The sequence below is a fragment of the Streptomyces sp. NPDC006335 genome (assembly GCF_040612795.1).
Classification (GTDB): Bacteria; Actinomycetota; Actinomycetes; order Streptomycetales; family Streptomycetaceae; genus Streptomyces.
Window position 1 is genome coordinate 170,470 of sequence record NZ_JBEXQX010000008.1, and the last position, 13,242, is coordinate 183,711.

Sequence of the window (13,242 nt, forward strand, 5' to 3'; positions counted from 1 at the left end):
CCGGTGCACAGCGCTGGGGGCGCTCTTCCGCGGAAGAGCGCCCCCAGCGAGACAACCGACGACTCAGCCCATGAACTTCTTGAACTCGTCGGGCAGCTCGAAGTCCTGCGGGGCCTGCTGGCCGGGCACCCCGAAGGCGTTGCCGCCCTGGGCTGCCCTGCGCGCGGCCTCCTCGGCCTCCTGCTGCTTGCGCTTCATCGGGTTGCCGGAGCGCTGCTTGCCCTTGGCCTTCTTGGGCTGCTTCTTGGCGCGGCCGGGACCGCCACCCATGCCCGGCATCCCGGGCATGCCCGGCATCCCACCGCCCTGGGCCATGCGGGACATCATCTTGCGGGCCTCGAAGAACCGCTCGACGAGGTTCTTGACCGCGCTGACCTCGACGCCGGAACCCTTGGCGATACGGGCGCGGCGCGAGCCGTTGATGATCGTCGGCTCCTGGCGCTCGGCCGGGGTCATCGACTTGATGATGGCGGCCGTGCGGTCGACGTCCCGCTCGTCCAGGTTGTTGATCTGGTCCTTGATCTGGCCCATGCCCGGGAGCATGCCGAGCAGCTTGGAGATGCTGCCCATCTTCCGGACCTGCTCCATCTGGGCCAGGAAGTCGTCCAGGGTGAAGTCCTGGCCCTTCTTGGACGCCAGCTTGGAGGCCATCTTCTCGGCCTCTTCCTGACTGAACGTCTTCTCCGCCTGCTCGATCAGGGTGAGCAGGTCACCCATGTCGAGGATGCGGGAGGCCATCCGGTCGGGGTGGAAGGCGTCGAAGTCCTCCAGCTTCTCGCCGTTGGAGGCGAACATGATCGGCTTGCCGGTGATCTGCCGGATCGACAGGGCCGCGCCACCGCGGGCGTCGCCGTCGAGCTTGGAGAGCACCACGCCGTCGAAGCCGACGCCGTCGCGGAAGGCCTCGGCGGTGTTGACCGCGTCCTGACCGATCATCGCGTCGACGACGAAGAGGATCTCGTCGGGGCTGACGGCGTCGCGGATGTCCGCGGCCTGCTGCATCAGCTCGGCGTCGATACCGAGACGGCCCGCGGTGTCCACGATCACGATGTCGTGGACCTTCGCCTTGGCGTGCTCGATGGAGTCCTTGGCGACCTTGACCGGGTCACCGACGCCGTTGCCCGGCTCGGGGGCGTAGACCGCGACCCCGGCGCGCTCGGCGACCACGCTCAGCTGGTTGACGGCGTTGGGGCGCTGGAGGTCGGCGGCGACGAGCAGCGGCGAGTGGCCCTGCTCCTTCAGCCACCGGCCGAGCTTGCCCGCGAGGGTGGTCTTACCGGCACCCTGGAGACCCGCCAGCATGATCACGGTGGGCGGGTTCTTGGCGAACCTGAGGCGCCGGGTCTCGCCGCCCAGGATCGTGACGAGCTCCTCGTTCACGATCTTCAGGACCTGCTGGGCGGGGTTCAGCGCCCGGGAGACGTCGGCGCCGAGGGCACGCTCCTTGACGTTCTTGATGAACGACCGGACGACCGGCAGGGCCACGTCCGCCTCGAGGAGCGCGATACGGATCTCGCGCGCGGTGGCGTCGATGTCCGCCTCGGAGAGCCGTCCCTTGCCGCGCAGGTTCTTGAAAGTCGCTGAGAGGCGATCGGAAAGAGTATCGAACACGGCGCTCGCGGTCCTCGGGGTCGGTGGCAGCTGGGAATCGCCCTCCAGGGTATCCCGGCTGCACGCGTAGCCGGGATCCCCCGGTCAGCCCCGCAGGGTCTCCTCCAGCTTCCGGGCCACGGAAGCCGCTTCGCCGGCCCCGAGCGGGGCGCCCTTGCCGTCGGTGACGTAGAAGGCGTCCACCGCGTTGGCGCCCAGCGTCGACACGTGCGCGCTGCGCATCCGCACCCCGGCGTCCTCCAGCGCGCGCCCGATGCGGAACAGCAGTCCCGGGGCGTCCTGGGCGCGCACCTCGATCACGGTGGCGTGCCGGGAGGCCGCGGGGGCGACCGTCACGCGCGCGGGGGGCGCCACGACACCCCGGCGCCTCGGATAGGCGGCGTCCCGCTCGGCGAGGCGCCCGGCGACGTCCAGCGAGCCGTCCAGGACCCGTACGAGATCGGCGCGCAGCCGGGCCGCCTGGGGCAGCGAGCCGTACTGGGCGGCGACCCGCCAGTTCAGCAGGAGCACGGAGCCGTCGACACCGTCGGGCAGGTCCTGGGCGCTCAGCTCGGCGGTGCGGACGGTCAGCCGGTGCACGGCCAGCACTCCGGCGACCGCCGGCAGCACACCCGGCTGGTCGGGTACGGCGATCACGAGCTCCACGCCGAGCGGTTCCGGGTCGCCCGAGGGCTGGGCGTCCACGGGCGGCTCGGTCTGGGCGCGCAGGGACAGCACCGGGCCGCCGGTGGCGACCGCCTCGATGGCGAGCCGCTCCTGCTCAGCGGTGGGTGCGGCCGCCTCGGGCTCGTCGAGGTCGTCCCCGGCGAGCACCGCGGCCACCCGTTTGACCAGGTCGGCGACGAGCGAGCCCCGCCAGGACGACCAGGCGGCCGGGCCGGTGGCCAGGGCGTCGGCCTCGGTCAGCGCGTGCAGCAGCTCCAGGGTGCCCTGCGACCCGACCGCCTCGGCGACCGACCGCACGGTGGCCGGGTCCTCCAGGTCACGCCGGGTGGCGGTGTCCACGAGCAGTAGGTGGTGCCGTACGAGGGCCGCGAGTACGGCGACGTCGTCGCGGTCGAAGCCGATGCGGGCGGCGACGTCCTTGGCGATGATCTCGCCGGCCACCGAGTGGTCGCCGGGCCATCCCTTGCCGATGTCGTGCAGCAGCGCGGCGACGAGCAGCAGGTCGGGGCGGTGGACGCGCCGGGTGAACTCGGAGGCACGCACGGCCGTCTCGATCAGGTGCCGGTCGACGGTCCAGATGTGCACGGCGTTGCGCTGGGGGCGGCAGCGCACCCGCTCCCAGTCGGGCAGCATCCGGGTGATCAGCCCCTCGGCCTCCAGGGCCTCCCAGACCTCGATGGTGGGCTGGCCCGAGCCGAGCAGGGTGACGAGCTGTTCACGGGCCTCGGCGGGCCAGGGCGTGGGCAGGGGGCGCACTCCGGCCGCCATGCGCCGCACGGCGTGCAGGGAGAGCGGGAGTCCGGCCTGGGCGGCGGCGGCCGCGGCGCGCAGCGGAAGCACGGGGTCCCGGTCGGGGCGCGCGGCACGGGCGAGCACCACCTCGCCGTCCTGCTCGACGACGCCCTCCGCCAGGGGTGACCTCTCGGCGACCGGCTTGCCGCCCCCGAGCATGGCCCGCAGACGGGGCCGCACGGCTCGCGACTTGAGCACGCGCCCCACCTCGCGCCAGGTGACGTCACTGGCGTACGAGATGACTCGCGCGGCCTCGTAGACCTGGCGCAGCAGGGTGTCGGCGTCCAGGAGCCCGAGTTCGGCGGCGACCTGGTCCTGTTCCTGGAGAGCGAGCCGGTCGGTCGCCCGCCCGGTCGTCAGGTGCAGGGCGTCCCGGACGTCGAGCAGTCGGCGCCGGGCGTCGTCGAGGCCCTCGCGCGGGGCGTCGGCCAGCCAGGAGGCGGCGACGGCACGCAGGGCGGTGGCGTCCCTGAGGCCACCGCGGGCCTCTTTGAGATCGGGTTCGAGCAGGTACTGGAGCTCGCCCTGGCGCTCGGCGCGCTCGGCGCACAGCTCCTGGAGCTCGGGGAGGCGCTTGGGCGCCTGGTTGCGCCAGTCCGCGAGGACGGCCGTACGCAATCCGGCGGTCAGCCCCAGATCACCGGCGAGGTGGCGGGCGTCCAGCAGGCCGAGCTGGACCTTCAGGTCCTCCGCGGCCGTCTTGCGGGCCTCCGCGGGCGTGCGCACGGAGTGGTCGAGGGCGAGGCCCAGGTCCCACACGGGGTACCAGATGCGGTCGGCCAGTGCGGCGACCGCGCCCGGGTCGCTGCCGTCGTGCAGCAGGACCAGGTCCAGGTCGCTGCGGGGCGACAACTCACCGCGGCCGTAACCGCCGACGGCGATCAGGGAGACCCCGCGCAGTTGCTCGGCGCCCGCGGTGAACAGCCCCGAGAGCCAGTCGTCGGTCAGTTCGGCGAGGGCGGAACGGCGCGGCGGCCCGGACCGCGCCCCCTCCTGGAGGAGGCGCAGCCGGGCCGCCGCATAGCCGCTGGGTCCCGAGTCCTCTACGTCCTTGTGCACGTTCGTGCCCGTCACCCAGCAACTCCTGTTCTGTTCTTCCGTCAGAGCGCGTCCGGGCCGCGCTCGCCCGTCCTGACCCGTACGGCGGTCTCGACCGGCAGGGACCAGACCTTGCCGTCACCGATCTTGCCGGTCCGGGCCGCCTTGACGATGACCTCGATCAGCTGCTCGGCGTCGTCGTCCTCGGCGAGGACCTCGATACGGATCTTCGGGACCAGGTCCACGGTGTACTCGGCACCGCGGTAGACCTCGGTGTGGCCCCGCTGACGACCGTAACCGCTCGCCTCGGTGACCGTCAGGCCGTGCACTCCGAAGGCCTGGAGGGCTTCCTTGATCTCGTCGAGCCGGTGCGGCTTGACGACGGCGGTGATGAGCTTCATGCGTCCACCTTCTTGCCCGCGTCGGCGACAGCTGCCGTGACGGAGGTCCGGGCGGCGCCGCCACCGGCACCGCTGAAGTCGTATGCGGTCTCGGCGTGCTCGGCCTGGTCGATGCCCGAGATCTCCTCGTCCTCGTCGACCCGCATGCCGATCGTCTTGTCGAGCAGGAAGGCGAGGATCGCGGAGGCGATCAGCGAGTAGGCGAGGACCGCGAAGACACCGGCGCACTGCTTCCAGAGCTGGTCCGCGTTACCGCCGTAGAAGAGGCCCTTGACGTCGGACTGGCCCGTGCCGCTGGCGAAGAAGCCGATCAGCAGGGAGCCGATGACACCGCCGACCATGTGGACGCCGACGACGTCCAGGGAGTCGTCGTAGCCGAACTTGTACTTCAGGCCGACCGCCATGGCACACAGCACACCGGCGATGGCGCCGACGCAGATCGCGCCGATCGGGGTGACCGCGCCACCGGAGGGGGTGATGGCGACCAGACCGGCGACCGCGCCGGAGGCGGCGCCCAGCGTGGTGAACGCGCCGTGGCGGATCTTCTCGTAGACGAGCCAGGCGAGCATCGCGGCCGCGGTGGCGATCTGCGTGTTGACGAACATCAGGGAGCCGACGCCGTCGTCGTTGCCGAGCCACGAGCCGGCGTTGAAGCCGAACCAGCCGAACCACAGCAGGCCCGCGCCGAGCATGACCAGCGGGAGGCTGTGCGGGCGCATCGGGTCCTTCTTGAAGCCGACGCGCTTGCCGATGACCAGGATCACACCGAGCGCCGCGGCACCCGCGTTGATGTGGACCGCGGTACCACCGGCGAAGTCGATCACACCGAGCTCGAAGGCCCAGCCGCCGGTGCCCCAGACCCAGTGGGCGACCGGGAAGTAGACGACCGTCGCCCACAGCGCGACGAAGAGCGCCCAGGCGGAGAACTTCACGCGGTCGGCGATCGCACCGCTTATCAGGGCGGGCGTGATGATGGCGAACATCATCTGGAAGACCGCGAAGGCGAGGACCGGGATCGTGTACCCGGACCAGATGTCTCCCTTGTCGATGCCGGTCCATCCGAAGAAGTCGGATTCCCAGCCGATGAGCGAGCCGTGGTCCGTACCGAACGCCATGGAGAAGCCGTAAAGCACCCACAGGATGGTGACGATACCCATGCTGATGAAGCTCATCATCAGCATGTTGAGGGTGCTCTTGACGCGGACCATGCCTCCGTAGAAGAAGGCAAGACCCGGGGTCATGATCAGCACCAGAGCGGAACAGATCAACATGAAGCCTGTGTTCGCCACAGACAGCTTGTCTGCGGCGAGCGTGATGGCTGGTGCCATCGGCGTCTCCTCGTCGTAGGTACGGCCCCGTGCGGGCGAAGCCAGAGCGGATTGAGGGGTGGGCCGGTTATGCGCCATGAGATTGACGCAGCGCGGTTTCGGTGGAAGCCCCTCGTTGTTTCGCCGCCGTGACGAAGACGCCTCGTGTGTTACGCATCGATGAACTGGCGGATATGGGCCGCGTCGATCGTTATCGTGGCGCAACCTTCGGAGAAGGCGTGAAACCGGCCGCGGTCGGCCTTCCGATGACCTGGCATGGGGGAGCCGAGTCGGGCAGTTCGGGAGGGCCGGCCGCGGCCGGGGTTCTGGGGATTCAGACGGCTTCCGCGGTCTCCGGGAGTTCCACGGCGAGCTTGTCGGTGAGATCCACGACCGCGGCGAGATCACCGAAATCGCGTACGGCCGTGTCGACCGTCTTTCGAATACGAGTGTTGACCCGCTCGGAGCGGACCTTCTTGGCGATGTGCATGGCCTGTTCCACCAGCACGGTGCTCTCCTCGGGCTCGCGCCGCAGCAGGTGCACGGTGGCCATGCCGACGAGGTTGAGTGCGTACGACCGCTGGTGCTCGCCGTCGTCGGAGAAGAGCTCCACCGCCCGCTGCATGAGGGGCTCGGCCAGGGAGGCGTAGGTCGGGCTGCGACCGGCGACATAGGCCAGATCGCGGTAGGAGTGGGAGTTCTCGCCGTACAGCTCGGCCTCGGAGAAGAAGCGGATCCAGTCGGGGTCCGGCTCGTCCCACTCGTCGGCCTCGGCGAAGGTGTCCTCGGCCATCCGGACCGCCCGCTTGCACTTGCCGGGCTGGCCCATGTTGGCGTAGGCGCGGGCCTCCATCGCATACAGCATCGACTGGGTGCGCGGACTCGCGCAGTCCCGGCTGCCGTACTGCGCGAGGTGGATCAGCTCCAGGGCGTCCTCGGGCCGCCCGAGGTGGATCATCTGGCGGCTCATGCTGGACAGGACATAGGAGCCGAGCGGTTTGTCGCCGGCCTCCTTGGCGGCGTGCAGGGCGAGGACGAAGTACTTCTGGGCGGTGGGCTGGAGCCCCACGTCGTACGACATCCAGCCCGCGAGTTCGGCCAGTTCGGCGGCGACCTTGAACAGCTTGCGGGTGGTGGTCTCGGGCTGGGGCTCCTGAAGGAGGTCGGTCACCTCGTGCAGCTGGCCGACCACCGCTTTGCGGCGCAGGCCGCCGCCGCACTGGGCGTCCCACTGGCGGAACATCACGGTCGTCGACTCGAGGAGGTCCAGCTCCGGCTTGGAGAGCCGGCCGACCCGGCGGGAGGCGGCCGGGTCGGGCTCCCGCTGCGGGGTGGCGGCGGGGCCGGGGACCAGCCAGCGCTGCATGGGCTCGATGAGGGACGGGCCCGCGGACAGTGCCAGCGAGCTCCCGAGGAAGCCGCGCCGCGCCAGCATGAGGTCGCTGCGCGAGAACTCGCTGAGCAGGGCCACGGTCTGCGGGCCCGTCCAGGGCAGGTCGACCCCGGTCGTGGACGGCGACTGGCGGGCGGCGCGCAGTCCGAGGTCCTCGACGGAGACGACGCATCCGAACCGCTCGGAGAACAGCTCGGACAGGATCCTGGGGATGGGTTCGCGGGGGTTCTCGCCGTCCAGCCAGCGGCGCACCCGCGAGGTGTCGGTGGAGATGTGGTTGGCCCCCAACTGGCGGGCCCTGCGGTTGACCTGGCGGGCGAGCTCGCCCTTCGACCAGCCGCTGCGCACGAACCAGGAGGTGAGCAGCTCGTTGGGGCGTTTGTCGGCCTGAGAGGAGCTGTGCGCGGCGCTCCCGGCGCCCGTCCCGCTTCCACTGTTGCCGCCCACTGGAACGCCCCCATCCCTGAGACCACTTGTCGCCGAGTGCGCCAAGCCCTATCAGAATGCCGGTAAATGCGGCCGTTCGTCCGGCGGTTGTCAGCCTTCGAACGGGGAACCGACTTGCCTCCGGCATACCCACAAGTGCATGTGCCCCCAGGACTCGTGCACTCAAAGTAATCCTACGATCACGCGTCCAGCCATGGCGATCCCGGAAACGCCACCATTCGCCACCCCTTCGAATGAACTCACGGTCGCCTCCACACGATTCACTTGACATAGACCGAGCGGAGTGGGCGGAGCGGTGCACTCAGGGGCGCACAAACCCCGACGCACGACCCTGGGCACTTCCGGGCGCCGCCATCGCCCGGAAGGGGAAACGGAGAGTGACCGATCGCGTCCGCCTCGTAACCACCGGCGCGCTGGACCCGTTGGAGGGGGCATGGGCTTCACGATCGGCGGCATTCGGGAGATTCGTTCCGGTACGCGCAGGCGCGGCCGCTCCACGGAGTGCACCGCCGTCGCCGAATTCACCGGACTCTGGGGCTGGGACGTCGTCCCGGGCGCGCGGGCTTCGGCGGGCGCCTGCTCCTGCGGCCGCGCGGACTGCCGTCACCCCGGCGCCCACCCCCTCGACTTCGCGCCCCCGGTCCCGGCCGGGGCCACGCTCGACGACGTGACCAAGGCGTGGTCCGAGTTCCCCGGCGCCTCCGTGATGCTGCCGGTCGGCCGCGCCTTCGACGTCATCGAGGTCGCCGAGCCGGCCGGGCGCCGCGCCCTGGTCCGCCTGGAGCGCATGGGTCTGCCCCTCGGCCCGGTGACCGCGACCCCCGAGGGCCGCGCCCAGTTCTTCGTCGCCCCCGGTGCCGCGGCCGACCTGGCCGCACTCCTCTACCGCATGGGCTGGGACGACGCCGCCTCCCTCGACCTGCGCGGCCTGGGCCCCGGCACCTACGTCACGGCTCCGCCGTCGGACCGGGGCGGCCTGGGACCGGTGCAGTGGCTGCGGCCGCCCTCGCTGGACACGGCGACGAAGCCACCGGCGGCCCGTCTGCTGCTGGGGACGCTGGCGTACGTGGCCCACCGGTCGCGGGCGTAGAACGTACACAGCGAAGGGCTGCCACCTCTGCACCACGGGGCGAGGCCCTTCATTTCCGCCATTGGCGGGCGCGACCATCGATTGAGGCACCACGACGAGGAGCAACCACGTCCGCGAGAGCGGCGCCGGTCCAGGCGCACAAAGGAGCAGCGCCCGTCCCCGACTGCACCTCGGGGGCGGGCGCTCCTTCGCGTTCAGCGACAGCGAGTGTCCGGCGGCTATTCGCCGATCAGTGCGTCCACGAACGCCTCCGGCTCGAACGGCGCCAGGTCGTCCGCGCCCTCGCCGAGGCCGATCAGCTTGACCGGTACGCCCAGTTCACGCTGGACCGCGATCACGATGCCGCCCTTGGCCGTGCCGTCCAGCTTGGTCAGGACGATGCCGGTGATGTCGACGACCTCGGCGAAGACGCGGGCCTGCACCAGGCCGTTCTGCCCGGTCGTGGCGTCCAGCACGAGCAGCACCTCGTCGAGCGGGGCGTGCTTCTCGACGACCCGCTTGACCTTGCCGAGCTCGTCCATGAGGCCGGTCTTGGTGTGGAGGCGGCCCGCGGTGTCGATGAGGACCACGTCGACCCCCATCTCCTTGCCCTCCTTCACCGCGTCGAAGGCGACGGAGGCGGGATCACCCGCCTCGGGTCCGCGCACGGTGTGGGCGCCCACCCGCTCGCCCCAGGTCTGGAGCTGGTCGGCGGCGGCGGCCCGGAAGGTGTCGGCAGCGCCCAGGACGACGCTGCGTCCGTCGGCCACGAGCACGCGCGCGAGCTTGCCGGTGGTGGTGGTCTTGCCGGTGCCGTTGACCCCGACGACCATCACGATGCCCGGCTTGCGCTCCTCGGGCTCGGTCCGCACGGTGCGGTCGACCTCGGTGCCGACCAGCTTGAGCAGCTCCTCGCGCAGCAGCCCGCGCAGCTCGTCGGGGGTCCGGGTGCCGAGCACCTTCACCCGCTCGCGCAGGCCGTCGACCAGCTCCTGGGTGGGGGCCACGCCGACGTCGGCGGTGAGGAGGATGTCCTCGATCTCCTCCCAGGTGTCGTCGTCGAGGTGCTCGCGCGACAGGAGCGTCAGCAGCCCCTTGCCGAGCGCGTTCTGCGAACGGGAGAGCCGGGCGCGCAGCCGGACCAGACGTCCGGCGGTGGGCTCCGGGACTTCGATCTCGGTCGGGGGGAGCTCTTCCACGACGGGCGGCGCCGAGCCGCCCGGGAGATCCACCTCCTCTATGGTCCGGCGCGGTTCGTCGCGCGGCGTCTCGGCCTCGTCGCCGACGTGCGGCTCGGCCGGAGGGGCGGTGATGTCGGGCGCGGCGGGAGGCGGCGGGGGCAGTGGCTTCTTGCGCCGGGTGCCGACGACGAGCCCGCCGAGCACACCGAGCACGACCACGGCGATGACTACAGCAAGGATGACGGTTTCCATAACCCGTCCAGTATCCCTCCCGGCCCCGCCGGGGAGACTGCGCCGCCGCACGCAAGACGCGGGTCGTTACGGCCGGCCCGCGACCATAGCCATCTGACGCACCGTCAGCTACCGTCCCCCGCACCACCCGCCCGGTGAAGGGGGACCCCCATGCCCGTCACGGTCGTCCGTTTCAACCTCGTCGAGCCCGGTGCCACGCCCGCCTCCCTCAGCGCCCGCTACCGGGCCGCCCTGGACATGGCCGCGTACGCCGACGAGCACGGGATCACCACCGTGCAGACCGAGGAGCACCACGGCGTCGACAACAACTGGCTGCCGTCGCCGTTCGCCTTCGCGGGCGCGGTGTTCGGCGCGACGCGCAGGATCGCGGTCACCGTCTCGGCCGTGATCGGCCCGCTGCACGACCCGCTCCGTCTGGCCGAGGAGATCGCCGTACTGGATCTGCTGAGCGGCGGCCGGCTGGTGACCGTCGCCGGGATCGGGTACCGCCCCGAGGAGTACGCCCTGTTCGACGTGGAGTGGAGGCGGCGGGGCCGGTTGCAGGACGAGCTGCTGGAGACCCTGCTCAAGGCCTGGACCGGCGAGGAGTTCGAGTACCGCGGCCGTACCGTACGGGTCACCCCGCGCCCCTTCTCCGATCCGCACCCCCTCCTCCTGGTCGGCGGCTCCTCCAAGGCCGCCGCCCGCCGGGCCGCCCGCCTGGGGCTCCCTTTCTTCCCCAGCGCGCACCTGCCGGAGCTGGAGGCGTACTACAAGGAGCGGCTCGTCGAGTACGGCACCGAGGGCTGGACCATGATGCCGACGGCAGAGACGCCGTTGCTGCACATCGCCGAGGACCCGGACGAGGTGTGGGACCGGCACGGCGAGCACTTCCTGCACGAGGCCCGGACGTACGCCTCCTGGCAGTCCGGCGACATCCGCTCGGCCGTCCGCTCGGCGGCCGGCTCGGTGGACGAACTGCGCGCGGAGGGCGTGTACCGGATCCTCACGCCGGACGAGTGTGTGGAGCAGGGGCTCGACAACCTCGTCCTGCATCCGCTGGCGGGCGGGATGCCGGTGGAGGAGGGGTGGCGCAGCCTGCGGTTGTTCGCGGAGCGGGTGCTTCCGGCACTGGGTGGCTGACCGGGCCGGGCCGGCAACCGGGCGGCGGATGCTCGACGTGCCGGACGGCGTGTACCGGTCCGGCGGTTTCGAGTCGTGGCGTACGACGGTGTGGGACTCGGAGTTCGTGCGGTCGCTCGCTGCACGCTTCCTGCCTGTGCCGGCCGGGGCCGATCTGCATGTCGAGGCGGAGCCGTGCCGGAGTTCGCACGCGAGGTGGCGCTGTTGCGCTCCCGGCTCGACGAGTCGCCCACGGCACGCGGCGGCCGCGGACGGTCGAGGAGCATCGGCACCGGATCGGGACCCGGCTGCGGATCATCGAGGAGAGCGTCCGCGAGGCCCTGGAGATCGGCGGCGACGTCCTCATCCGGTGACCCCGCGAACGACACCGCCGCCCCCGGTCCAGGCGGTTGCCGGACCGGGGGCGGCGGTGTTGTGCGCGGGGAGACGGGCAGCGGGGTGGTGGCCCCTCCCCCCGGGTCGTGGGCGGGCCGTCAGCCCATCTCCTCCAGCTTCTTGCCCTTCGTCTCCTTGACGTACTTGAGGACGAACGGGATGGAGAGCGCGGCGAAGACCGTGTAGATCACGTAGGTCGCGGAGAGGTTCCAGTCGGCCAGCGACGGGAAGCTCGCGGTGATGGCCCAGTTGGCGATCCACTGCGCGGACGCGGCCACACCGAGGGCGGCGGCGCGGATCCGGTTCGGGAACATCTCGCCGAGGAAGACCCAGACGACCACACCCCAGGACAGGGCGAAGAAGAGGACGAACACGTGGGCGGCGATCAGGGCGGTCCAGCCCTGCGCGGCCGGCAGCTTGCCGTCGACCAGGTCGAAGGAGAACGCCCAGGCCTCCAGCGCGAGACCGATCACCATGCCGACCGAGCCGATCAGGGCGAGCGGGCGGCGGCCGACGCGGTCCACGAAGATCATCGCGATCACGGTGCCGACGATGTTGATGATCGACGTCGTGAAGGAGTAGAAGAACGAGTCCGTCGGGTCGACGCCGACCGACTGCCACAGCGTGGAGGAGTAGTAGAACGCGACGTTGATGCCGACGAACTGCTGGAACACCGACAGGCCGATGCCGACCCAGACGATCGGCTTGAAGAAGAAGCTGCCGCCGAGCAGGTCCTTGAAGGTGGACTTGTGCTCGCTCTTCATGGCGTTCTCGATCTCGGTCACGCGCGCGTCGAGGTCGATCTTGTCACCCTCGACCTCCGCGAGGATCTCCTTGGCCCGGTCGCGCTTGCCGACGGAGATCAGGAACCGCGGGGACTCGGGGATGGCGAAGGAGAGCAGGCCGTAGAGGACGGCCGGGATCACCATGACGCCGAGCATGACCTGCCAGGCCTCCAGGCCCATCAGCTTGCCGCGCTGGTCGCCGCCGGCGGCGTTCAGCAGACCCCAGTTGACGAGCTGCGAGATGGCGATGCCGATGACGATCGCGGCCTGCTGGAAGGAGCCGAGACGGCCCCGGTAGGCGGGCGGGGCGACCTCGGCGATGTAGGCGGGGCCGATGACCGAGGCCATGCCGATGGCGAAGCCGCCGACAATCCGCCAGAACGCCAGGTCGTACAGCGCGAAGGGCAGCGCCGAACCGACCGCGCTGATCGTGAAGAGGACCGCCGAGATCTGCATGCAGCGGATACGGCCGATGCGGTCCGCGATGCGTCCGGCGGTCGCCGCGCCGATGGCACAGCCGATCAGGGCGATGGCGATGACCTGCGCCAGGGCCGCGGAGCCGATGTCGTAGCGGTCTCGGATGGCCTCGACCGCGCCGTTGATCACGGAGCTGTCGTAACCGAAGAGGAATCCGCCCATCGCGGCCGCCGCCGCGATGAAGATGACGTGCCCGAGATGATCGGGGTGAGCCGTGCCGGCTCCTGACTTCTGCGCCTGCGCTGTGCTGGTCACGTTCAACTCCTAAGGCCATCGGCAACGCTGCCTGAAGGCAAGAACAACGATGCAGACCCTATGCCTTCAAG

9 protein-coding genes are annotated in these 13,242 nt (G+C 70.8%); 2 read left to right on the forward strand and 7 right to left on the reverse strand.

Features of this window, described 5'->3' with window-relative positions; translation table 11 throughout:
• Window positions 1-63: 63 nt before the first annotated feature.
• From ffh to ABZ098_RS23325, 5 genes are all read right to left on the reverse strand, one after another.
• Window positions 64-1,611: a signal recognition particle protein gene (gene ffh, locus ABZ098_RS23305; RefSeq protein ID WP_356594067.1), complete on the reverse strand. Its 1,548-nt coding sequence runs from the start codon at window positions 1,609-1,611 to the stop codon at window positions 64-66.
• An 84-nt stretch (window positions 1,612-1,695) separates the two neighbouring features.
• Window positions 1,696-4,143, reverse strand: coding sequence for a [protein-PII] uridylyltransferase (locus ABZ098_RS23310; RefSeq protein WP_356594069.1), 2,448 nt, complete (start codon window positions 4,141-4,143; stop codon window positions 1,696-1,698).
• Window positions 4,144-4,169: 26 nt separating this feature from the next.
• The gene (locus tag ABZ098_RS23315; RefSeq protein ID WP_030990174.1) at window positions 4,170-4,508 is read right to left on the reverse strand and encodes a P-II family nitrogen regulator; all 339 of its coding nucleotides are present in this window, start codon (window positions 4,506-4,508) and stop codon (window positions 4,170-4,172) included.
• Window positions 4,505-5,836 (reverse strand): ammonium transporter, encoded by a 1,332-nt coding sequence (locus tag ABZ098_RS23320; RefSeq protein WP_356594071.1) that lies wholly within the window; start codon window positions 5,834-5,836, stop codon window positions 4,505-4,507. The genes ABZ098_RS23315 and ABZ098_RS23320 overlap by 4 nt, the downstream gene beginning before the upstream one ends.
• A gap of 313 nt (window positions 5,837-6,149) precedes the next feature.
• Window positions 6,150-7,655, reverse strand: coding sequence for a hypothetical protein (locus tag ABZ098_RS23325; protein ID WP_356594073.1), 1,506 nt, complete (start codon window positions 7,653-7,655; stop codon window positions 6,150-6,152).
• Between the two features lie 433 nt (window positions 7,656-8,088).
• On the opposite strand from ABZ098_RS23325, the gene ABZ098_RS23330 reads away from it, so the two are divergent.
• Window positions 8,089-8,745 carry a bifunctional DNA primase/polymerase gene (locus tag ABZ098_RS23330; protein WP_356594075.1) on the forward strand — a complete coding sequence of 219 codons (657 nt, stop codon included), beginning with the start codon at window positions 8,089-8,091 and terminating at the stop codon, window positions 8,743-8,745.
• Between the two features lie 218 nt (window positions 8,746-8,963).
• Here the strand turns inward: ABZ098_RS23330 and ftsY are convergent, their stop codons facing one another.
• The gene (ftsY, locus tag ABZ098_RS23335) at window positions 8,964-10,157 is read right to left on the reverse strand and encodes a signal recognition particle-docking protein FtsY (protein ID WP_356594077.1); all 1,194 of its coding nucleotides are present in this window, start codon (window positions 10,155-10,157) and stop codon (window positions 8,964-8,966) included.
• A 150-nt stretch (window positions 10,158-10,307) separates the two neighbouring features.
• Here ftsY and ABZ098_RS23340 point away from each other — a divergent pair, with 150 nt between their 5' ends.
• The gene (locus tag ABZ098_RS23340) at window positions 10,308-11,279 is read left to right on the forward strand and encodes an LLM class flavin-dependent oxidoreductase (protein WP_356594079.1); all 972 of its coding nucleotides are present in this window, start codon (window positions 10,308-10,310) and stop codon (window positions 11,277-11,279) included.
• A 473-nt stretch (window positions 11,280-11,752) separates the two neighbouring features.
• Here the strand turns inward: ABZ098_RS23340 and ABZ098_RS23345 are convergent, their stop codons facing one another.
• Window positions 11,753-13,171 (reverse strand): sugar porter family MFS transporter, encoded by a 1,419-nt coding sequence (locus tag ABZ098_RS23345; protein ID WP_356594081.1) that lies wholly within the window; start codon window positions 13,169-13,171, stop codon window positions 11,753-11,755.
• Window positions 13,172-13,242 lie beyond the last annotated feature (71 nt).

Bases quoted from the DNA above. Each gene is read 5' to 3' on its own strand.
- ABZ098_RS23315 (WP_030990174.1), bottom strand. From the start codon at position 4,508: ATGAAGCTCATCACCGCCGTCGTCAAGCCGCACCGGCTCGACGAGATC.
- ABZ098_RS23320 (WP_356594071.1), bottom strand. From the start codon at position 5,836: ATGGCACCAGCCATCACGCTCGCCGCAGACAAGCTGTCTGTGGCGAAC.
- ABZ098_RS23330 (WP_356594075.1), top strand. From the start codon at position 8,089: ATGGGCTTCACGATCGGCGGCATTCGGGAGATTCGTTCCGGTACGCGC.
- ftsY (WP_356594077.1), bottom strand. From the start codon at position 10,157: ATGGAAACCGTCATCCTTGCTGTAGTCATCGCCGTGGTCGTGCTCGGT.
- ABZ098_RS23340 (WP_356594079.1), top strand. From the start codon at position 10,308: ATGCCCGTCACGGTCGTCCGTTTCAACCTCGTCGAGCCCGGTGCCACG.